This is a genomic window from Micromonospora sp. NPDC051924 (assembly GCF_055586005.1).
In genome coordinates, this window is the sequence record NZ_JBVJJA010000006.1 from 74,787 (window position 1) to 96,142 (window position 21,356).

At 73.1% G+C, this 21,356-nt stretch carries 20 protein-coding genes; 15 read left to right on the forward strand and 5 right to left on the reverse strand.

Annotated elements, in window-relative coordinates; translation table 11 throughout:
- Positions 1–103: 103 nt before the first annotated feature.
- Positions 104–1,054 carry a cell wall anchor protein gene (locus tag ACZ6S5_RS06525; RefSeq protein WP_465998401.1) on the reverse strand — a complete coding sequence of 317 codons (951 nt, stop codon included), beginning with the start codon at positions 1,052–1,054 and terminating at the stop codon, positions 104–106.
- 659 nt (positions 1,055–1,713) lie between these two features.
- Here ACZ6S5_RS06525 and ACZ6S5_RS06530 point away from each other — a divergent pair.
- The 11 genes from ACZ6S5_RS06530 (at position 1,714) to ACZ6S5_RS06580 (ending at position 11,891) form a co-directional block, all read left to right on the forward strand.
- A complete protein-coding gene (locus ACZ6S5_RS06530) occupies positions 1,714–2,070 on the forward strand; it encodes a peptidoglycan-binding domain-containing protein (RefSeq protein ID WP_465998402.1) in 357 nt (118 codons plus the stop codon).
- A 163-nt stretch (positions 2,071–2,233) separates the two neighbouring features.
- Positions 2,234–2,797, forward strand: a complete 564-nt coding sequence (rsmD, locus tag ACZ6S5_RS06535; protein WP_465998677.1) for a 16S rRNA (guanine(966)-N(2))-methyltransferase RsmD — start codon at positions 2,234–2,236, stop codon at positions 2,795–2,797.
- The gene (gene coaD / locus ACZ6S5_RS06540; RefSeq protein WP_465998403.1) at positions 2,794–3,282 is read left to right on the forward strand and encodes a pantetheine-phosphate adenylyltransferase; all 489 of its coding nucleotides are present in this window, start codon (positions 2,794–2,796) and stop codon (positions 3,280–3,282) included. Before rsmD ends, coaD begins: the two co-directional genes overlap by 4 nt.
- A gap of 275 nt (positions 3,283–3,557) precedes the next feature.
- Entirely contained in the window at positions 3,558–4,055 is a 498-nt protein-coding gene (locus ACZ6S5_RS06545; RefSeq protein ID WP_073832495.1) for an SPFH domain-containing protein, read from the forward strand.
- A gap of 125 nt (positions 4,056–4,180) precedes the next feature.
- Complete coding sequence (locus ACZ6S5_RS06550; protein WP_465998405.1) at positions 4,181–4,744, forward strand: YceD family protein; 564 nt, start codon at positions 4,181–4,183, stop codon at positions 4,742–4,744.
- A 5-nt stretch (positions 4,745–4,749) separates the two neighbouring features.
- The gene (gene rpmF / locus ACZ6S5_RS06555) at positions 4,750–4,923 is read left to right on the forward strand and encodes a 50S ribosomal protein L32 (RefSeq protein WP_302767768.1); all 174 of its coding nucleotides are present in this window, start codon (positions 4,750–4,752) and stop codon (positions 4,921–4,923) included.
- 111 nt (positions 4,924–5,034) lie between these two features.
- Entirely contained in the window at positions 5,035–6,015 is a 981-nt protein-coding gene (locus ACZ6S5_RS06560; protein ID WP_465998679.1) for a phosphate acyltransferase PlsX, read from the forward strand.
- A complete protein-coding gene (rnc, locus tag ACZ6S5_RS06565) occupies positions 6,012–6,830 on the forward strand; it encodes a ribonuclease III (RefSeq protein ID WP_465998408.1) in 819 nt (272 codons plus the stop codon). Before ACZ6S5_RS06560 ends, rnc begins: the two co-directional genes overlap by 4 nt.
- A complete protein-coding gene (gene mutM / locus ACZ6S5_RS06570) occupies positions 6,823–7,680 on the forward strand; it encodes a bifunctional DNA-formamidopyrimidine glycosylase/DNA-(apurinic or apyrimidinic site) lyase (protein WP_465998410.1) in 858 nt (285 codons plus the stop codon). Before rnc ends, mutM begins: the two co-directional genes overlap by 8 nt.
- Before the next feature lie 235 nt (positions 7,681–7,915).
- On the forward strand, positions 7,916–10,135 hold the full coding sequence (locus ACZ6S5_RS06575; RefSeq protein WP_465998412.1) for an MMPL family transporter: 2,220 nt from the start codon (positions 7,916–7,918) through the stop codon (positions 10,133–10,135).
- 247 nt (positions 10,136–10,382) lie between these two features.
- Positions 10,383–11,891 (forward strand): MFS transporter, encoded by a 1,509-nt coding sequence (locus tag ACZ6S5_RS06580; RefSeq protein ID WP_465998414.1) that lies wholly within the window; start codon positions 10,383–10,385, stop codon positions 11,889–11,891.
- Between the two features lie 48 nt (positions 11,892–11,939).
- On the opposite strand, the gene ACZ6S5_RS06585 is transcribed toward ACZ6S5_RS06580, so the two are convergent.
- Positions 11,940–12,830: an endo alpha-1,4 polygalactosaminidase gene (locus tag ACZ6S5_RS06585; protein ID WP_465998416.1), complete on the reverse strand. Its 891-nt coding sequence runs from the start codon at positions 12,828–12,830 to the stop codon at positions 11,940–11,942.
- Positions 12,831–12,959: 129 nt separating this feature from the next.
- A complete protein-coding gene (locus ACZ6S5_RS06590) occupies positions 12,960–14,147 on the reverse strand; it encodes a CAP domain-containing protein (protein ID WP_465998418.1) in 1,188 nt (395 codons plus the stop codon).
- Between the two features lie 371 nt (positions 14,148–14,518).
- Here ACZ6S5_RS06590 and ACZ6S5_RS06595 point away from each other — a divergent pair, with 371 nt between their 5' ends.
- From ACZ6S5_RS06595 to ACZ6S5_RS06610, 4 genes are all read left to right on the forward strand, one after another.
- A complete protein-coding gene (locus ACZ6S5_RS06595) occupies positions 14,519–14,713 on the forward strand; it encodes a hypothetical protein (RefSeq protein WP_007456482.1) in 195 nt (64 codons plus the stop codon).
- A gap of 315 nt (positions 14,714–15,028) precedes the next feature.
- Positions 15,029–18,628 (forward strand): chromosome segregation protein SMC, encoded by a 3,600-nt coding sequence (smc, locus tag ACZ6S5_RS06600; RefSeq protein WP_465998420.1) that lies wholly within the window; start codon positions 15,029–15,031, stop codon positions 18,626–18,628.
- Positions 18,625–19,245 (forward strand): HAD family hydrolase, encoded by a 621-nt coding sequence (locus ACZ6S5_RS06605; protein WP_465998422.1) that lies wholly within the window; start codon positions 18,625–18,627, stop codon positions 19,243–19,245. The genes smc and ACZ6S5_RS06605 overlap by 4 nt, the downstream gene beginning before the upstream one ends.
- 61 nt (positions 19,246–19,306) lie before the next feature.
- A complete protein-coding gene (locus ACZ6S5_RS06610; RefSeq protein WP_465998424.1) occupies positions 19,307–20,281 on the forward strand; it encodes a winged helix-turn-helix domain-containing protein in 975 nt (324 codons plus the stop codon).
- 9 nt (positions 20,282–20,290) lie between these two features.
- On the opposite strand, the gene ACZ6S5_RS06615 is transcribed toward ACZ6S5_RS06610, so the two are convergent.
- The gene (locus ACZ6S5_RS06615) at positions 20,291–20,821 is read right to left on the reverse strand and encodes a DinB family protein (RefSeq protein WP_465998426.1); all 531 of its coding nucleotides are present in this window, start codon (positions 20,819–20,821) and stop codon (positions 20,291–20,293) included.
- A 42-nt stretch (positions 20,822–20,863) separates the two neighbouring features.
- Positions 20,864–21,355, reverse strand: a complete 492-nt coding sequence (locus tag ACZ6S5_RS06620; RefSeq protein ID WP_465998428.1) for a universal stress protein — start codon at positions 21,353–21,355, stop codon at positions 20,864–20,866.
- Position 21,356: the final 1 nt, after the last annotated feature.

Consider the following 21,356-nt stretch of genomic DNA (forward strand, 5'->3'; position numbering starts at 1 on the left):
CTTCGAGGACACGACCTGCCGCAAAGCGGAGTCGATCAGCGCGGGACGCGCCGAGGGCGCGCCGACCGGGTGGTCGACGCGCCCTCGGGCGATCGATGCGGGATCAGGCGGTGAAGCGGATCCGACGACGGCGGGCCACCACGAAGAGCACCGCACCGGCGGCGAGCAGCGCGGCCGCGCCACCCACGATCGCGCCGGCGGCCGGACCGGTGACCGGCAGGCCGCCACCCTCGCCCGCGCAGTCCTTCGGCTGGGTGTACGGGATGGTCTCGGAGCCCTCGACCACGTCGTACTTGACCGTGACCTTCAGGCCCTTGTACGCGTCGAAGCTGACCGAGACGGTCTTGCCCGGCTCGGAGACGAGCTTCTTGGTGACGCCCTTCTCGGTGGTCAGCGTGGCGGTGAAGGGGACGCCCTTCGCCGGGTTCTCCACGATGAAGGTCATCTTGTCGCAGGTCTGCTCCAGCCGGAACACCGGCTCCTCCGGCTCGGCCGGGACCGACGGCGTCGCCGACGGGCTCGCCGGGCTGGAGGCCGGGGCGGACGGCGACGGGGTGGTCTCCGGCGACTTGCTCGGCTCCGGCGTGGCGCTCGGCGACGGCGAGGTGGGCGACGGCGACGGGGATTCGCCCGGGCCGCAGTCCTGAGTGGGCTGCGCGACGACGCTGCGCTCCTCGGTGATGATCCGGTCCCCGCGCTCCCAGCGCGCCTCGACGGTGAGCTTCAGCTCCGGCAGGGCACCCTCGAAGGTGTGGGTCTGGGTGCCGGTCAGCGGACCGTCGCCCTGCTTCGGCAGGGTCGCGTTCAGCGCCAGCCCACCGGTGATGTCACCGGGCACGGTGGACCCGAGCTTCGTGATGGTGCCGGTGATGTCGGTCTCGCTGTTGAGGACCGACCAGTTGACGGTGACCTTGCCGTCCTTGGCCGCGCAGTACGTGCCCGACGGGATGGGGTGGTGGGCCAGGGCCGGGCTGGCGACGGTGGCGACGCCGGCGAGGCCGATCAGCGCGCCGGCGGTGAGGGCCGCGGCACGCCGGAGGTGGAGACGGTTCACGTCTACTCCTGATGAGGGGAAGATCGGGAGAGTGCGGCGGACGGACCGAAGCCTCACGTCCGCTCACAACCGGGCAGACCCTAGCGAGATCGACGCCGAATGCGTTACTCCGATCAGCGCCTGGCAACAGCTCTGTTATGAATTCGAGATCATTGATGTACGGTCGGTGATCACCCGGAGGGGATCGGCGTACGCACGGTGTCGCCGGGGTGGCTCCGGTGATCGCGCAGCGTCCGGGGGCACGTGCAGGGGTGGACGGTGACCCGGATCGTGGCCGGGACCCTTGGCTGGCGCGGGCCCGCCGGGTCGGCCCCGCGTCCGGCGCCGGCGGCCCCGGCCGTGGTCGACGGGGACCTCGCCGGGCGTCCCGAGCAAGGCTGAGGGCCTCTCCTCCTACCACAGGAATACGGTGGACGCTGTCGGCTGTCGGACAACGCCCGCATCCTGATTGACCGCATCAGCTGTCATTTGTCCTCCCCCATAGATTTCAATTCTTCGATTACCGTTGCCTCAATCAAATGACCTTGAGAAGGGATGAATGCGATATGAAATTGAGGCTGCTTGCGGCAATCGTCACCGCGTTTTTCGGGGGCGCCCTGTTTGTGACATCGCCAGCCAGTGCATCCGTTTCCCAGGGCTACATGTACGGGGTCGACACGGTGACCGACGACTGGGGCGACGAGGGCGTGCTCAGCACCACCTCCCACAGCAACAGTGCGGCGACTCTCGCCTGGCAGTGGGTGCTCTGGGCGGAAGGGCTCTACACGGGGGCCAGGGACTGCATCTACGGGTCCGGCACCAAGGCGGCCACCGCGGCGTTCCAGGACCGCTACAACCTTCAGGTCGACGGCATCGCCGGTTCGCAGACCCTCGGCAAGGCGGACAACTACTTCACCATCTCCGGCCCGTACGTCTATTACAAGGGGACGTACGTTCTCCAACGGATCAACGGAAAGTACTACGCCAGTGACCACGGCGCGATGATTCTCGCCTCGTACACGAGCGGCTGCGCCTGACCACTGCTCCTTTCAATTTCTCCGGTGCGTGCGGTCCTCCCCGTTGAACGGGCAGGACCGCACGGCCGCGTCCCGGTCACGCGATGCCCACGGTGGCGCGAACCGCGTCGCCCGGGGCGCGCCGTCGGTCGCGTAGCGTCAGGGGCGTGTGCAGGAGCAGACGGTGACCCGGATCGTGGCCGGGACGTACGGCGGGCGGCGGATCACCGCGCCCCCCGGCGCCGGCACCCGCCCCACCTCCGACCGGGTCCGGGAGGCGCTGTTCAGCGCCGTGCAGGCCGAGCTGGACCTGAAGGGGGCCCGCTTCGCCGACCTCTTCGCCGGTTCCGGGGCGGTCGGGCTGGAGGCGCTGTCCCGGGGCGCGGAGCACGTACTGCTCGTCGAGTCCGACGCCCGGGCGGCCCGGGTGATCCGGGAGAACATCGCCGCGCTGCGGGCCGCCCCGGCCGCCCGCCTGGTCACCGGCAAGGTGGCCACCGTGCTCGCGGCCGGCCCGGACGGCGGCCCGTACGACGTGGTCTTCGCCGACCCGCCGTACGCGGTGCCCGACGAGGAGGTGACCGCCCTGCTGGCCGCGCTGGTCGACGGCGACTGGCTGGCCCCCGACGCGCTGGTGGTCATCGAGCGGTCCAGCCGTACCGGGCCGGTCGGTTGGGTGGAAGGCGTCACGCCCGAGCGCAGCCGCCGCTACGGCGAGACCACCCTTTGGTACGGTCGCCGATCATGAGACGTGCGGTCTGTCCGGGCTCCTTCGACCCGGTCACCAACGGACACCTCGACATCATCGGCCGGGCCAGCCGCCTGTTCGACGAGGTGATCGTCGGTGTGCTGGTCAACCAGTCGAAGCAGGGGCTGTTCACCGTCGAGGAGCGGATCAAGATGCTCCGCGAGGTGACCGCCTCGTACGACAACGTGCGGGTCGAGTCGTTCCGCGGGCTGCTGGTGGACTTCTGCCGAGCCCAGCAGGCGAGCGTGCTGATCAAGGGCCTGCGGGCGGTCAGCGACTTCGACTACGAGCTGCAGATGGCCCAGATGAACATCGGCCTGGCCGGCGTCGAGACGCTCTTCATGCCGACCAACCCGCTCTACTCCTTCCTCTCCTCCAGCCTGGTCAAGGACGTGGCCAAGTGGGGCGGCGACATCTCCGCGCACGTCCCCGACGTGGTCCGCGAGCAGCTCGACGCCCGCCTCCACCCCGATCCCCGCCCCTGACCGCCCCCGCCCCCTCCCGCCCACTCCCGCCCCCGCCCCCTCCCCGCTCTGGCGATCTTGCAGTTCCGGTTGGTGATTCGTCCGCTCGTGGACGGAATGTCGGCGCCAGAAGTGCAAGATCGGCGAGACGGGAGGCGGGGCCGGGACGGGGCGACGCGCCGGGTAGGGGTGCAGGGGTGCGGATGGAGTGGGCGCGACATGATGTGTGCAGCGCCGAACCCGGGCGCAGGCCGCATCATGAAGGTCGGCCGACTGAGGACAGGAGTGAGGTACCGGTGGACCCGCTCGATCGCATCGACGAACTGATCGCCATGGTGGAGCAGGCCCGCTCCGTCCCGATGTCGCGCAACAACTGCATGGTCGACCGGGGCGAGATGATCGCGGCCCTCGACGAGCTGCGCGCGGAACTTCCGGCCGACCTGCGCCGGGCCGCCGCGCTGCTGGAGGAGCGCGACAAGATCATGGAGGCCGGCAAGCGCGAGGCCGACCGGATCATCAGCGAGGGTGAGGCGGAACACGCCCGCCTGGTCTCGGTGAACGAGATCACGGTATCCGCCGAGCACGAGGGCGCCCGGATCATCGCCGAGGCCCGCGCCGAGGCGCAGCGCCTGCGCGACGAGGTGGACGACTACGTCGACACCGCCCTGGCCAACTTCGAGCAGTTCCTGACCCGGGCGCTGGCCTCGATAGAGCGCGGCCGGGACAAGATGCACGCGCTGCGCGAGATCGGCACCTTCGCTGGGGACGAGGCGGATCGCCCGCTACCCTTCTGAGCGGCACGCGGGCCGGCAGCCGACAGCCGGCAGCCGCCGGGCCAGGGGCGACGCCCCCGGTTCGACGGTCCGCCGGTCACCCAGGTAACCTTTTTTGTCGGCCTCTCACCGGCCGGAGTCTAACTATGCCCAAGCACTCGCCAAGCCAACTCAACCCCAGGTCGCCGCTGGTCCTCGACACGAGGGACCTGCCGCGTCGGCCTGGCGCGTTGCGTACGGTCAAGCGGGTCGTGCCGGCACCGGCGGACCTCGGCGTGGAGTTGATCGGCGTGCCGGAGGGCGCGGACCTCGACCTCGACCTGAGGTTGGAGTCGGTGTCCGAGGGCGTGCTCGTCTCCGGGACCGTCTCCGGTCCCGTCAAGGGCGAGTGCGGCCGCTGCCTGCGCGCGATCGACGACTCGGTGGTCGTGAACATCCAGGAGCTGTACGCGTACGAGAACAGCACCACGGACACCACGACCGACGAGGACGAGGTGGGCCGGATGCAGGACGATCTGATCGACCTGGAGCCGGCGCTGCGGGACGCGGTGGTGCTCACACTGCCGACCAACCCGCTCTGCCGGGAGGACTGCCCAGGCTTGTGCCCCGAGTGTGGGGTGCACTGGGACGATCTGCCGGCCGACCACAGTCACCAGCAGATCGACCCGCGTTGGGCGGGCCTGTCGCAACTGACCCGTACAGAGGAGTAAGAACCGTGGCCGTCCCCAAGCGCAAGATGTCGCGCAGCAACACCCGCGCCCGCCGGGCGAACTGGAAGGCCGCGGCGGTGGCGACCGTGGCCTGCCCGCAGTGCAAGTCGGCCAAGCTGCCGCACGCCGCCTGCTCCGTCTGCGGCACCTACAACGGCCGCCAGGTCCTCGAGGTCTGACCTGGACGCCGAGTGACGCCCCCGACCACGGGTCGGGTGGCGCGCGCACCATGGCTCTCGCCCGGTGCCCCGGCTCCCTCCGCCGCCGGCCGGCCCTCGGCCGGCGTACCGGTGGAGCCGGGCACCGCGCGGATCGCCGTCGACCTCCTCGGCGGGGACAATGCTCCCGCCGTCGTGGTTGACGGCGCTCTGCTAGCCGTGCGCACCGACCCTGACCTGCACCTGCTGCTCGTCGGACCGACCGAGGTCGCCGACGGGCTGATCGATGCGCTCGACCCGGCGCAGCGTGCCCGGGTCACGGTCCGCCCGGTGCGGACCGCCGTCGGCATGGCCGACCATCCCACCGCCGCGCGCGGGGAGAGCACCGTCCGCGCGGCGGTCAGCGCCATCCGCGACGGGTTCGCCGACGCGCTCGTCTCCGCCGGTTCGACCGGAGCCACCGTCACCGCCGCCGCCCTCGGCCTCGGTCGCTGGACCGGCGTACGCCGCCCGGCGCTGGTGGCCACCCTGCCCGCCGTCGCCGGCCCGGTGGTGCTGCTGGACGTCGGCGGCACCCTGGAACCCGGCCCGGCCACCCTCGCCCGGTACGCCGTGCTCGGCGCCGCGTACGCCGCCGTGGCCCACGCCGTCGTCGCGCCCCGGGTGGGGCTGCTCTCCGTCGGCACCGAGGCGGGCAAGGGCGACCGACTGCGCCGCTCCGCCGATCCCGCGCTCGCCGCCGTCCCGCTGCCCTGCGACGCCCGCTACGTCGGCCTGGTCGAGGGGTACGACGTCTCCCTCGGCACCCGCGCCGACGTCGTGGTCACCGACGGCTTCACCGGCAACGTGCTGCTCAAGGCGATCGAGGGCGCGTACGCGATGGCCGGCGGACCGCCGGCGAGCGGCGGCGCCCCCCGCGCGGCGGCCCTGCTCGGCGTGGCCGGCACGGTGGTGGTCTGCCACGGCGCGGCCCAGCCCGACGACGTCGCCTCCGGCATCGCCCTCGCCGCCCACCTGTGGCGCTGCGGTGCCACCGACGGCGTCTCGACCCTGCTCGACGGCTTCCCGCACGATTCCGCACCTGACCGAAACGACACCGAGGTAGCACCATGACCAACGACAAGCGGCGGCGTGCTCCCGTCGGCCACCTGGAGGCGGCCTTCGGGGTGTCGCTCGACCCGGAGCTGCTGGAGCGCGCGCTGACCCACCGGTCCTACGCGTACGAGAACGGCGGCCTGCCCACCAACGAGCGGCTGGAGTTCCTGGGCGACTCCGTCCTCGGCGTGGTGATCACCACTGCGCTCTTCCACAACCACCCGGACCTGCCCGAGGGGCAGCTCGCCAAGCTGCGCGCCAGCGTGGTGAACATGCGCGCGCTGGCCGACGTGGCACGCGGCCTCGGCCCGGCGGGGCTGGGCGCGTACCTGCTGCTGGGCAAGGGCGAGGAGGCCACCGGCGGCCGGGACAAGGCGAGCATCCTGGCCGACACGCTGGAGGCGCTGCTCGGCGCGATCTACCTCCAGTACGGCCTGGACACCGCCGCCATCGTGATCCACCGGCTCTTCGACCCGCTGATGGCCGAGTCGGCCGGCCGGGGCGCCGCGCTGGACTGGAAGACCAGCCTGCAGGAGCTGACCGCGGCGCTCGGGCTGGGTGTCCCGGAGTACCGGATCGAGGGCACCGGCCCGGACCACCTGAAGACCTTCACCGCCTGGGTGGTGGTGGCCGGCAACCGGTACGGCGGCGCAGAGGGGCGCAGCAAGAAGGAGGCCGAGCAGCGGGCCGCCGAGTCCGCCTGGCGGATGCTGACCGAGCAGGCCGAGGCGGAGGCGGCCGCGAAGGCCGCGGCCGAGGGCGCCGAGGATCCGGCGGGCGTCGAGGGGGCCGGGACGGCCGACGCGGCCGGAGCGGGCGCCGGCCGTGCCTGAGCTGCCCGAGGTCGAGACGGTCCGGCAGGGCCTGGCCCAGTGGATCACCGGCCGCACGGTCACCTCGGTGGAGGTGCGCCACCCCCGGGCGATCCGCCGGCACGAGCCCGGCGCCGCGCACTTCGCCGACGTGCTGACCGGCCGGACGATCACCGACGTCCGGCGCCGGGGCAAGTACCTCTGGCTGCCGCTGGACAGCGGGGACGCCCTGATCGGGCACCTGGGCATGTCCGGCCAGCTGCTGCTCCAGCCGGTCGGGGCGGCCGACGAGCTGCACCTGCGGGTGCGGTTCCGGTTCGCGGACGACGGTCCGGAGCTGCGCTTCGTCGATCAGCGGACGTTCGGCGGGCTGTCGGTGTCGGAGGGTGGCGCGGAGCTGCCGGCCGAGATCGCGCACATCGCCCGGGACCCGATGGACCCGCAGTTCTCCGATGCCGACTTCGTGGCCGCGCTGCGTCGGAAGCGGACGGAGATCAAGCGGGCGCTGCTCGACCAGACCCTGGTCTCCGGGGTCGGCAACATCTACGCCGACGAGGCACTGTGGCGGGCCCGGCTGCACGGCGCCCGCCCGACCGACGCGCTGACCGGCCCGGCTGCCGGCCGGCTGCTCGGGCACGTCCGGGACGTGCTCGGCGAGGCGATCAAGCAGGGCGGCACCAGCTTCGACGAGCTGTACGTCAACGTCAACGGCGAGAGCGGCTACTTCGACCGGTCGCTGAACGCGTACGGCCGGGAGGGGGAGCCCTGCCCGCGCTGCGGCGCCCCGATCCGGCGCGAGGCGTTCATGAACCGGTCCTCGTACAGTTGCCCGCGCTGCCAGCCCCGCCCCCGGGGTGCCCTCCGGGGATGACCCGGAGTCGACTCGGGGTTGCACCGGTGTGCCTCGCCGGGCGGTTCCCGGCGCGTCCCCCCGTCGTACCCGGAAAATCCCGTTCTGTCCGGTTGGTGGAGCCGGCGCGGTCCGCCCGGCCGGGGCCGGGCGGATCGGGGACGAGCCGGGGCCGTTCCCCGATGTCCGGGCGTCGCCCGCTGCCTAGCGTCAGCACCGTCGGCAGGGGGCCGACGTGTGGAGGGGGAACCCAGGTATGGGCAGGCGACCGGTGACCGTGCGGTTGGCACGGTGGAGTGCGGAGCACCCATGGCGGGCCATCGCGCTGTGGATCGTGTTCGTGGCGGTGTGCTTCGTCGGCGGCAACGCCGCGGGCCTGAACGAGGCGACCGACGAGGACCAGGCGATCGGCGAGGTGGGCCGGGCCGAGGTGATCGTCGACAGTGGCGGCTTCCACGAGCCGGCCACCGAGAACGTGCTGATCACGCCCCGCACCGGGGCGCTCGACCCGGCCGCGGCGAAGGCCGCCGCCGACGACGCCGCCGCGCGGCTGCGCCAGGTCGAGGGGGTCGCCTCGGTGGGTACGCCGTTGCCGTCCCGGGACGGCAACGCGCTGCTGCTGCCGATCACCATGTCCGGCGACCCGGAGACGGCCGAGGACCGGGTGCAGCCGCTGCGGGACACCACCGCCAAGGTGCAGGAGGCGCACCCGGCGCTGCGGGTCGAGGAGGTCGGCGGCCCCTCGGTCAGCAAGGCGCTGAACGACACCCTGGGCAAGGACTTCAAGCGGGCCGAGCTGCTCAGCCTGCCGGTGACCCTGGCCATCCTGGTCATCGCGTTCGGCGCGCTGATCGCGGCCGGCGTGCCGGTGCTGCTCGCGCTCTCCTCGGTGGCCGCCGCGATGGGGCTCTCCACCCTCGCCTCGCACCTGGTGCCGGCCACCGACACCACCGCCAGCGTGATCCTGCTGATCGGCATGGCGGTCGGCATCGACTACTCGCTCTTCTACGTCCGGCGGGAACGCGAGGAGCGGGCCAAGGGACGGTCCGGGCTGGACGCCGTGGAGATCGCGGCGGAGACCTCCGGGCACGCCGTCGTGGTCTCCGGCACCGCCGTGATCATCTCGATGGCCGGGCTGCTGCTGGCCCAGGACGCCATCTTCTCGTCGCTGGCGGTCGGCTCGATCCTGGTGGTGGCCGTCGCGGTGACCGGCTCGCTGACCGTGCTGCCGGCGCTGCTGGCCAAGCTCGGCCGCTGGGTCGACCGGCCCCGGGTGCCGTTCCTGTGGCGGCTCACCGCGCCGCGTACGGGGCGGCACGGCGAGCCGGCCCGGCCGCGGTTCTGGCCGGCCGTGCTCAAGCCCGCGCTGCGCGCCCCGCTGGCCACCCTGGTCGTCTCGGTCGGGTTGCTGCTCGCCCTGGCCGCCCCGGCGCTCGGCATGAAGCTGAAGTTCCCCGGCATGGAGGACGTGCCGCGCACCACGCCGGCGATGCAGGCGTACGACCGGCTGACCGCCGCCTTCCCGAGCAACGGCACCAGCCACACGGTGGCCGTGCGGGCGCCGGCCGAGCAGGCCGACCGGGTGCACGCCGCGCTGACCGACCTGGCCGGCCGGGCCGCCGCCGACCCGCTCTTCGCGCCGGCCGAGGGGGACGGCCCGAAGATCAAGGTGTCGGCCGACCGCCGGGTGTCGGTGCTGGAGGTGGCCACCCCGTACGCCAGCCGGACCGACGAGGCCGCCCGGTCGCTGCACGAGCTGCGCGACGACTACGTCCCGGCCGCCCTGCGCGGCATCCCCGGCATCGAGTACGCGGTCGGCGGCGGCGTCGCCGCCAGCGAGGACTACGCGCAGCACATCCGGGAGAAGCTGCCGCTCGTGGTGGCGTTCGTGCTGGCGCTGACCTTCCTGGTGATGGCGTGGACGTTCCGCTCGGTGGTGGTCGCGCTCACCTCGATCGTGCTCAACCTGCTCTCCGCCGGGGCCGCGTACGGCCTGCTGGTCCTGGTCTTCCAGGGCGACTGGGCGGCGGGACCGCTCGGCTTCACCTCGATCGGCGCGATCGTCACCTGGCTGCCGCTGTTCCTGTTCGTGGTGCTCTTCGGGCTCTCCATGGACTACCACGTCTTCGTGGTCAGCCGGATCCGGGAGGGCATCCGCTCCGGCCTGTCGAACCGGGAGGCCGTGGCGTACGGGATCACCTCGTCGGCGGGCGTGGTGAGCAGCGCGGCGATCGTCATGGTGGGGGTCTTCTCGATCTTCGCGACGCTGAGCACCATCGACATGAAGCAGCTCGGCATCGGCCTGGCGGCGGCGATCCTGCTGGACGCCACGATCATCCGGGCCGTGGTGCTGCCCTCGCTGATGACGCTGCTGGGCGACGCGAACTGGTGGGCCCCGCGCTTCCTGCGCGGTCGCACCGCCACCCCGCCGGCCGAGCCGCCCGCCCCGACGCCGGAGCTGGTCGGCGTCCGCTGACCCGTCCATCACACCGGAGGGCCGGACCGCACGCGCGGTCCGGCCCTCCGCCCGCCCCGCCCGACCGGGCGCGCCGGCGGCTCACGCCACCGAGCCCGCCCCACCGCCGCCCAGGCCGTCGGGTGACGGGGAAGTCACCGGAGGATTGACGCGCGCGGCGCCGGGGCATGTGGGCCGCCATGGACGAACAGCTCACATCGGCGGCCCGTCGTCGCGCCCCGGCCTCCGCATCCCCCGGGAGTACGTCATGAGCACCGACGTGCGGACCGGCACCGTACGGACCAACGTCCCGGCCCGCCTGGACCGGCTGCCGTGGTCCCGCTGGCACTGGATGATCGTGATCGGCCTCGGCACGGTGTGGATCCTCGACGGCCTCGAGGTGACCATCGTCGGCAACCTCTCCGGCAAGCTCGCCGAGCCGGGCAGCGGCCTGAGCATCACCCAGAGCCAGGTCACCGGCCTGGCCGCCGCGCTCTACGTGGCCGGCGCCTGTACCGGCGCACTCTTCTTCGGTTGGCTCACCGACCGGTTCGGGCGTAAGAAGCTGTTCCTGCTGACCCTCGGGCTCTATTTGGTGGCCACCGCGCTGACCGCGCTCTCCTTCGACACCTGGTGGTTCTTCCTGTTCCGGTTCCTGACCGGCATGGGCATCGGCGGCGAGTACGCGGCCATCAACTCGGCGATCGACGAGCTGATCCCGGCGCGGCACCGCGGCCGGATCGACATCATCATCAACGGCACCTTCTGGCTCGGCGCGGCGCTCGGCGCGCTGCTGACCGTGCCGCTGCTCCACGGCCTGCCGACCAACCTCGGCTGGCGGGTGGCCTTCGGCCTGGGCGCGGTGCTCGGCGTGGTGATCCTGCTGGTCCGCCGGCACGTCCCGGAGAGCCCCCGGTGGCTGTTCATCCACGGCCGGGCCGACGAGGCGAACCATCTGGTCGACTCGGTCGAGGCGGAGGTCAAGCGGGAGACCGGCAGGGAGCTCACCGAGGCCGACGACCACATCGAGATCCGGCAGCGGAAGAGCACCAACTTCCTGGAGATCGCCCGGACCCTGTTCGGCCGCTATCCGAAGCGCGCCACGCTGGGCTTCTCGCTCTTCATCGGGCAGGCGTTCCTCTACAACGCGATCACCTTCGGCTTCGCCCAGATCCTGCAGACCTTCTTCAAGGTGCCGACCGGCAACACCGGCTACTACTTCGCGGTGATCGCGGTCGGCAACCTGCTCGGCCCGCTGCTGCTGGGCCGGCTCTTCGACTCGGTCGGCCGGGTGCCGATGATCGCCGGGTCGTACATCGGCTCGGGCGTGCTGCTGCTCGGCACCGCCTGGCTGTTCCACGCCGGCGTGCTGAACGCGGTGACCATGACCGCGTGCTGGTGCGTGGTGCTCTTCTTCGCCTCGGCCGGCGCCAGCGCCGCGTACCTGACGGTCAGCGAGATCTTCCCGATGGAGACCCGGGCCATGGCCATCGCGTTCTTCTACGCGATCGGCACCGCCGCCGGCGGCATCACCGGTCCGCTGCTCTTCGCCAAGCTGGTCGGCACCGGCAACGTCGGCGACACCGTGCTCGCCTTCATCATCGGCGCGGCCGTGATGATCATCGGTGGTCTGGTGGAGCTGGTCCTCGGCGTCAAGGCCGAGGGGAAGTCGTTGGAGGATCTGGCGACCCCGCTGAGCGCCGAGCACGCCGGCATCCCGTCGCAGCCCACCACCACCGGCACCCCGGCCCCGCTCACCGGGGGCGCCGCCGGCTGATTCCGTCGCGACAGCAGGGCCCCTTCCCGGGTGGGGAAGGGGCCTCTGTCAACCCCGGGGCCGCGCGCTCAGCGGAAGGGGGCAGGGGTCGCGCCAGGCGTCGAGGGCGCGGTCCTTGCGGATGGAGGCGAAGCCGTAGCCGACGGTGGTGACGCAGAACGCGGCCGGGTCGCCGGTGTACTCGACGTGGAAGACGGGCTTGTGCGCGTCGGCGAAGGGCAGCAGCTTGGCGCACTCCCGGCGGCGGACGCACTCCTGGTTGACCGCGAAGTCGAAGTCGGGCGCCAGCGCGGCCACCTGCGGCACGTCGTCGATCAGCCCGGGGGAGAGGTCCAGCGACCGGGCGAGCGTGGCCAGCCGCCGGTTGAACAGCAGTTGGTCGTCGAAGTCCAGCGGGAAGCCGGAGCGGTGCAGGTAGCCGTCGGCGTCGTCGAGCGCCACGGCGCCGAAGCCCTTGCCCCGGCAGAGCCGGAACCGGTCGGCGAGCACCGGCGCCAGCACGTCCCAGCGGCGTACGTCGAGCCAGCGGCTGCCCGGCCGGCCGCTCACCGGCACGCCGTGCACGTCCGCCGGGAACCGGTCGATGTCCGGGTCGTCGGCCGCGTACGTCCCGACGCGGACCTGGCAGACCAGCCGGCGGTCCCGGGCCCGCAGCGCGGTCGTCTCGGTGGAGGTGGTGCGTACCGGGTCGAGCAGGAAGACGTCCGCGTCGGCCGTGACGTCCAGCGGGCCGGTGAGCTGCCACTGCCACTGCCACTGCCGGGCCAGCGTCGTCGGCCAGGGTGTGGGCGCCCCGGGCGGGACGAGCTGCTCCCGGCAACCGGGCACCGGGGCGAGCAGCAGCACGGCCAGCACCGCCGCCACGCCCCGGCCCGGTCCACGTCGGCGGACGTGGGCCGGCCGGGGGAGCGGCACAGCCCACGTCGGCCGGATCCGCATCGACAGCTCCCGGGTCGCGGGCGGCTCTCCGCCGCCCCCTACCGGTACGCCGAGCGGTCCGTCCCGCGCCGACCGGGCCGGCGTACCTCACCCGGTTGAACGAGCGCGGGCCCGGTCACGACGCGCGACTCAGCGCGGGGTGGCGAAGTCCTGGGTCCAGTACGGCCCGTTGCTCCGTGCGACGCCCACGCCGATCTCGGTGAACGAGCAGTTCAGGATGTTCGCCCGGTGGCCCGGGCTGTTCATCCAGGCGTCCATGACGGCGGCCGGCGTCTGCTGGTTCCAGGCGACGTTCTCGCCGTACGCCCGCCAGGCGTAGCCGACCCGGTCGAGGCGCTCGCCGACGTCGCTGCCGTCGCTGCCGTCGTGCGACATGGTCTTGTGGTCGGCCTGGTCCTGGCTGTGCCGCTGGGCGGCCAGCATCAGCTTGTCGTCGATGGCCAGCGCCTTGCACCCGGCCTTCGCTCGCTCCTTGTTGACCAGGTCGACGACCTCCTGGAGCTCGGCCGTGATGCCCGTCGACGTGGCGGACCGGGTTCCGGTGCTGCTCGGCGCGGTGCTCCGCTGCAGTTGGCGGGACGGGGCGGTGGTCCGGCTCGGCTTCGGGGTGGCGGTCCGGGTCGGGCTCGGCCGGAGGCTGCTCGGCGAGGTGCTGGGGGAGGGAGCGGCCAGGGCGCCCCCGGGACCGCCGGCGGTACCCGGCGCGGCCGGGGCGGCGGCGATCGCGCCGTCGGCCGAGGTCGGCTCGGTCTGCTCGTCACTGCGCGGCAGCATCAGCGCACCCACTCCGAGGCTCACCATGAGGGTTGCCGCGGCGGCGGCCCCACCGATCACCAGGGGGCGCGGGAAGCGGCGCTGCTGCCGGTGCCGGCCCGCCTCCCCGGCCGGCTCGTCGGCGGCCGGACGCCAGGCGGCGGCCGGTCGCTCCCCGCCGCCGCGCTCGTCCGAGTGGAACGGCGGGTACGCGGCGGTGTGGTCGGCGGCCGGGGCGTACCCGGTCCGGTCGTCCATCGGGGTGAGGTACGCGGTCCGGTCGCCCGGCGGGGGGTATCCGGTCCGGTCGTCCGGCGGGAGTTGGCCGGTCCGGTCGGAGCCGGGGGTCGGCGTGCTGCGCCACGGGGCATCGGCGGGGTCGGTGCGCCAGACGCCGGTCGGAGCGTCGGCCCAGTCCGGGGCGGCCTGCTCCGGCTCGTCGCCGAAGAGGTAGGACGACCGCGGCTCGGGCCGGTCGGTGAGCCAGGCCGGACCCTCGTCGGTCGGCGGCTCGGGGCGTCGGGGAACGCCATCCGGTTCGATCGGGTCGGTCCAGCGGTACACGCCTGTCCCCTCCACGGGTCGGTTGCGGGCCGCGCTGACGCTACGGGTGCGCCGTGAACTGCGGCAACCTGGCTAAGAGAGAGTTAAGGGGAACCCGACACCGAGGGTGACGCGTTCACACATTTCCGGGCGTACAGTTAAGTCGTCCGGACAGAGCGTGTCCGCGCCTCACGGCAGCCCCCCGGCGAGTGGACAGGCCGACGCAAAGATGATCTACGGCCTGCGGGAACTTGACGAAAGGGGGGTGTGCGGCTCAATATATAGGTGTCGCCAGTCGCGCCCAGTCATGCCCGGATTTCGCGGGATGACAGCCGCGAACCAATGGGCGCGCGTTGGCCGGCCTTTCCGGCAGCGCATATCAAGGAGTCAGCATGGCGAAGGCCCTCTACGGCCACGTAGGTGCAGCGCCCGACCGGCGTCTGCTCGACGAGGTCACCCGACTGCGTGCCAGGGTTCAGGCACTGGAGTTCGAGATCACGCGTCTGCGCGCCGACAATGATCGGCTGGCGGCGGCTGCGGCGGAGGCTGACGACCTCCTCCGGCTGGCCGAGCCCGCACTGACCTGATCTCCGGTCCTCGGGAAAAACTGAATAGCACCACACGAAAAAGCGCGCCGACACCGCAGTGCCGGCGCGCAGCTTTGTGTGCGGGCTTTTTGTTTTCAGATCACCCGGGCGATCTTGGCGGGCGCCCCCGAATTGCCGGGACGCAATTATGATCTTGCAGTTTCCGGCCCTGGTCATCACAGCAGGGAAATCCGGACAACCCCGGCGCGGGGTGGGTCGCGTACCAGGGTGTTCCCGACCACGGGTTAGTCTGCGGGTTCACCAGGTCCGCGTAGCCGGCGACGGTACGGCGGCCACCGGACGAGGATCGAGAAGGTGCATCTCAAGAGCCTGACGGTGAAGGGCTTCAAGTCTTTCGCCTCCGCGACGACGCTGAAGCTGGAGCCCGGGATCACCTGCGTGGTCGGCCCGAACGGCTCCGGCAAGTCCAATGTCGTCGACGCCATCGCCTGGGTGCTCGGCGAGCAGGGCGCCAAGGCGCTGCGCGGCGGCAAGATGGAGGACGTCATCTTCGCCGGCACCGCTGGGCGGGCGCCGCTCGGCCGGGCCGAGGTCACCCTCACCATCGACAACACCGACGGTGCGCTGCCGATCGAGTACACCGAGGTCTCCATCACCCGCCGGATGTTCCGCTCCGGCGAGAGCGAGTACGAGATCAACGGCGACTCCTGCCGCCTGCTCGACATCCAGGAGCTGCTGTCGGACTCCGGCATCGGCCGGGAGATGCACATCATCGTCGGGCAGGGCCGGCTCGACGGGATGCTGCACGCCAAGCCGGAGGACCGGCGGGCGTTCATCGAGGAGGCGGCCGGCGTCCTCAAGCACCGCAAGCGCAAGGAAAAGGCGCTGCGGAAGCTCGACGCGATGCAGACCAACCTCAACCGGCTCACCGACCTCACCGCCGAACTGCGTCGGCAGCTCAAGCCGCTGGGCCGGCAGGCCGAGGTGGCCCGGCGGGCCGCCGCCATCCAGGCCAACCTGCGCGACGCCCGGCTGCGGCTGCTCGCCGACGACCTGCACACCCTGCGGACCACGCTGGACAAGGAGATCGCCGACGAGACCGCGGTGCGTGAGCGCCGCGAGCAGATCGAGGCGGAACACACCGAGGTGCAGGCCCGCCTCGGCGAGCTGGAGGCCGCCCTCGCCGACGACGCCCCGCTGCTCGCCGCCGCCCAGGACACCTGGTACAAGCTCTCCGCGCTCCAGGAGCGGTTCCGCTCCATCGAGCAGCTCGCCCGGGAGCGGCTGCGCCACCTCAGCGCCACCCCGGACGACGAGCGTCCCGGCCGCGACCCCGACCAGCTCGAAGCCGAGTCCCGGCGGGTCCGCGAGCAGGAGGAGGAGCTGCGTGCCGCGCTCACCGAGGACCAGATCCGGCTGGCCGAGGCGGTCGAGCACCGGCAGGAGCTGGAACGGCAGCTCGCCGCCGCCGAGCGCGAACTGGTCGCCGCCGCCAAGGCCATCGCCGACCGGCGCGAGGGGCTGGCCCGGCTGACCGGCCAGGTCAACTCGGCCCAGGCGCGGACCACCAGCGCGGGCGAGGAGATCGAACGACTCGCCGCCGCGCACGCCGACGCCCTCACCCGCGCCGAGAAGGCCCAGGCGGACCTCGACGCGGTCGCCGAGCAGTCCACGGAGGCGGACCGGGACAACGCCGACCTGGACGCCCGGCACGCCGAGGCCGTCGCCGTCCACGAGCAGGCGCAGGCGGCCGTGCGCAGCCTCTCCGACGCCGAACGCGCCGCCGAGAAGGACGCGGCCACCTGGAAGGCCCGGGAGGAGGCGCTCGCCCTCGGCCTGCGCCGCAAGGACGGCGCCGGGGCCCTGCTGGCGAAGGCCGACCAGGTCCCCGGCCTGCTCGGCAGCCTCTCCGGGCTGCTCACCGTCGCCCCCGGCCACGAGGCGGCCCTGGCGGCCGCGCTCGGCGGGCTCGCCGACGCGGTCGCGGTCAGCGGCGTGGACGAGGCCGTCGAGGCGATGCGGCTGCTGAAGATCTCCGACGCCGGTCGCGCCGGCCTGCTGGTCGGCAGCCCGGCCGGACCCGGCATGGCCGGCCCGGCCGACGCGCTGCGCCCGAAGCTGCCCGACGGCGCCCGCTGGGCGCCCGACCTGGTGGAGTGCTCCGCCGAGATCCGCCCGGCCGTGCACCGGGCGCTGCGCGACGTGGTCCTGGTCGACGACCTCTCCGCCGCCGCCGAACTCGTCGCCGGCAACCCGGAACTGCGCGCGGTCACCCCCGAAGGCGACGTGGTCGGGGCGTACGCGGCGGCGGGCGGGTCGGCCAAGGCGCCCAGCTACATCGAGGTGCAGGCGGCCGTCGAGGAGGCCCGGACCAACCGGGCCACCGCCGAGCGGACCAGCGCCGAACTGCGCGAGCAGCTGCTCGAGGCGCGCGCCGAGGTGGCCGCCGCGAAGGAGGCCGTGCAGCACGCCGCCGCCGCCAAGCGGGAGGCGGAGAGCCACCGCAACGCCGCCGCCCGTCGGCTGGCCGAGCTGGGCGCCGCCGCCCGGTCGGCCAAGGCGGAGACCGACCGGCTCGGCGAGTCCCGCGCCCGCGCCGAGGGGGCCCGGGAACGCGACCTGCAGGCCCTCGCCGAGCTGGAGGAGCGGCTTCGGCTGGCCGAGGCCACCCCGCTCGACGCCGAGCCGTCCACCGAGGAGCGCGACCAGCTCGCCGCCATGGTGCCGCAGGCCCGGCAGAACGAGATGGAGGTCCGGCTCGCGGTGCGTACCGCCGAGGAGCGGGTCTCCTCGATCGCCGGCCGGGCCGACTCCCTCGCGCGGCAGGCGAACGCCGAGCGGGCTGCGCGGGAGCGCGCCGCCGCCCGGCGCGCGGCCCGCAGCCGTGGCGCGGAGATCGCCCGGGCCGTGGTCGGCGGCGCCCGCGAGGCGCTGACCCGGCTCGGCGTGTCGATCGCCGGGGCCGAGCAGCACCGGGACGAGGTCGCCCGCGAGCGGGCCGCCCGCGAGGCCGAACTGTCCGAGGTACGCGGCGCGGCCAAGCGGCTCGGCGCGGAGCTGGAACGGCTGACCAGCCAGGTGCACCGGGACGAGGTGGCCCGCGCCGAGCAGCGGCTGCGGATCGAGCAGTTGGAGGCCAAGGCCGCCGAGGACTTCGGCCTCGACGTCGAGACGCTGGTCGCCGAGTATGGGCCGGACCAGCTCGTCCCGCCCACCCAGGCGGACGTGGTCGCCGCCGAGAAGGACGGGCTGCCGGTGCCCGAGCCGGTCCGCTACGAGCGCCCGGTGCAGGAGAAGCGGGCCGCCAAGGCGGAACGGGAACTGGCCCTGCTCGGCAAGGTGAACCCCCTCGCCCTGGAGGAGTTCGCCGCGCTGGAGGAGCGTTACAAGTTCCTCTCCGAGCAACTGGAGGATCTCAAGGCCACCCGCCGGGACCTGCTCACCGTGGTCAAGGACGTGGACGACCGGATCCTGGAGGTCTTCGCCAGCGCGTTCGAGGACACCGCCCGGGAGTTCGAGCAGGTCTTCACCGTGCTCTTCCCCGGCGGCGAGGGCCGCCTGGTGCTGACCGACCCCGAGGACCTGCTGACCACCGGCGTCGAGGTGGAGGCCCGGCCGCCGGGCAAGAAGATCAAGCGGCTCTCCCTGCTCTCCGGCGGCGAGCGGTCGCTGACCGCGGTGGCCATGCTGGTGGCGATCTTCCGCGCGCGGCCCAGTCCGTTCTACATCATGGACGAGGTGGAGGCGGCCCTCGACGACGTCAACCTGGGTCGCCTGATCACGCTCCTGGCGCAGCTGCGGGAGAAGAGCCAGCTGATCGTGATCACCCACCAGAAACGGACCATGGAGATCGCCGACGCGCTGTACGGCGTTACCATGCGCAGCGGCGTCACCCAGGTGATCAGCCAACGGCTCAACCGGGCCGACGACGACGGGCAGGAGAGCAACGAGTGAGTCGGGAACGCGCCACGGCGCTCCTGGTGGATTTCGACGGCGTGCTGCGCCGCTGGGACCCGGCGGTGGCCGCCGGCGTGGAGCGCGAGTACGGCCTCACCGAGGGCGTCCTCGGCGAGATCGCCATGTCCTGGGGGCTGCTCCAGCCGGTGCTCACCGGCCAGGTCAGCCACGCCCAGTGGATGACCAGCGTGGCCGACGCCCTCACCCCCACGGTCGGCGATCCCGCCCGGGCCCGCGCCGCGGTGGACGAGTGGCAGCGCTACCGGGGCGAGGTCGACCCGGACGTGCTCGCGTTCGTCCGCGAGGTGCGGGCCGCCGGGGTCCGGGTCGGGCTGGGCACCAACGCCACCGACCTGCTCGACGCCGACCTGGCCGCGCTGGATCTCACCGACGAGCTGGACGTGGTGGTCAACTCCTCCGTCGTCGGGGTGAACAAGCCGGCGAAGGAGTACTTCCAGGCGGCCTGCGAGGCACTGGACACCCCGCCGTCCCGGGTGCTCTTCGTCGACGACGAGGACCGGGCCGTGGCCGGTGCCCGGGTGGCCGGGCTCTCCGCGCACCGCTGGACCGGCTCGGGCGACCTGCGCTACCTGCGCGCCGCGCTGGCGTACTAGACCCCGACCCGGGTCGGGCGGCCTTCCGGCGGCGGGCGGGCGTTGGCTAGCGTCCATGGGCATGATGACGCTGCACCTGACCGCGACGGACCTCAGCCGCACGGTTCTGCGGTCCGCGCCGTCGGTGCTGCTGGAGCTGGCCTCGGCCGGCCAGCGCCTGTTCCGTGGCGACGTCCCGCACCACCTCGCGGCCTGGCGGGCCCGCACGCGGGCCGGTCTGCGCCCGGAGATGCGCCCCTACCTGGAGCTGTGCCGGTCGCCGTACTGGTTCCCCGACTTCCTCACCCCGAGCAGCTTCGGCAGCGAGCTGACCACCGCGCTCGACGAGGTCGCCGACACCCCGGACGAGGTGCTGGCCGCCGAGCTCGGCCCCCAGGTGGAGGCCGGAGAGCTCCCTGCCTGGTACGCCGGCCTGGCCGCGGGTGAGATGGCCGCCCGGGACCGGCTGCGCGCCGCCATGGCCGCGTTCCACGCGGTCGCGGTGGCGCCATACTGGGACACGATCACCTCGGCGGTGCACGCCGACCGGGCGGTACGCGGACACACCATGGTGGACGCCGGCATCGACCGGGTGTTCCGGGACCTCGGCCCGGAACTGCACTGGACGCCGGTGGGGGACGAGTACCAGCTCGCCTACGACTGCGGCCGGGACGTCGCCTACGACCTGACGCCGGAGGGTCGGGGCGTCACCCTGGTCCCCTCGTACCTGGTGCCGCAGCCGTCGGTGCTGCCCGACCCGGCCGGCCCGGTGGTGCTGGCGTACCCGATCCGGCCGAACCGGCGGGAGCTGACCACCGGCCGGCCGCTGGCGGACCTGATCGGCCGGACCCGGGCGGCGGTGCTCGGGGCGATCACCGAAGGGCCGAGCACCTCGCAGGTGGCCCGGACCGTCGGCATCTCGGTCGCCGCGGCCAGCCAGCACACCACCACGCTGCGCTCGGCCGGCCTGATCACCACGCACCGGACCGGCCCGGCGGTGCGGCACCAGCTCACCCCGCTGGGCGAGCACCTGCTGCGGGCCGGGTACGCCGACTGAACGTGGCGGTCAGTCCCCGGTGACCCCGTCGATCCGCTCCCGGATCAGGTCGGCGTGGCCGTTGTGCCGGGCGTACTCCTCGATCATGTGGACGTAGACCCAGCGCAGGTTCATCTCGTCCGTGCCGCCGTCCCGGCGGCGACGCGGGAACGTGTGGTCCAGCGGAAGGTCGGCGACCGCCCGGTCGGCCGCCTCGACCTCGGTGCGGTAGGTGGCGAGGGCCTTTTCCGGGTCGGCGTCGGCGACGGCGTTCAGGTCGGCGTCGGGGTCCTCGTCGGCGTCGTACAGGCCGGGGAGGTCCTCGCCGGCGGACCGGATCCGGAACCACCAGCGCTCCACGTCGGCCAGGTGCCGGACCAGGCCGAGCAGGGTCAGCCCGGACGGCTCCACGCTGGCGGTCCTGAGCTGCTCCGCGGTCAGGCCGGTGCACTTGTGCAGCAGGGTGTCGCGGTGGTAGTCGAGCCAGCCTTGGAGCATGGTGCGCTCGTCGGCGACGTACGGCTCGTGTCGGCGGTCGATCTCGGGTGCTCTCCAGGTCATCCGGACATCCTGCGGCCCGGGTACGACCGTCGCGACCGGATTTCAGGGCACCACGACGACCGGCCAGCGGCCGGTGCGGACCAGCCGGGTGGCGACCGAGCCGACCAGCTTGTGGCCGGCCTGCTCGGACGAGCCCACCACGACCAGGTCCGCGCGGTGCTCGTCGGCCGCCTTGCAGAGCTCGGCGTACGCGTCGCCGCGCCGGCACAGGAAGGTCACCGGCAGCCCCAGCTCCTCGGCCCCGCGCCGGCACTCGGCGCGCAGCTCGGCGGCCAGCTCGTCGTGGGTCTGCTGGACCGCCCCGGCCACCACCCCGGACATGATCCCCGCGTACGGGGCCGGTGAGCTGACGAAGACCACCACCAGCCCGGACCCCTGCCGGCGGGCCAGCCCGGCCGCGTAGGCGGCGGCCCGCAGCGAGGTGCGGGTGCCGTCCACCCCGACCAGCACCACCCGGGGCCCGTCCGTGCCGCGTTCGAACGGCAGCGGACGGTGCTCCGGACCGTACTCCTCACGCTCGACAGACGCGCTCATC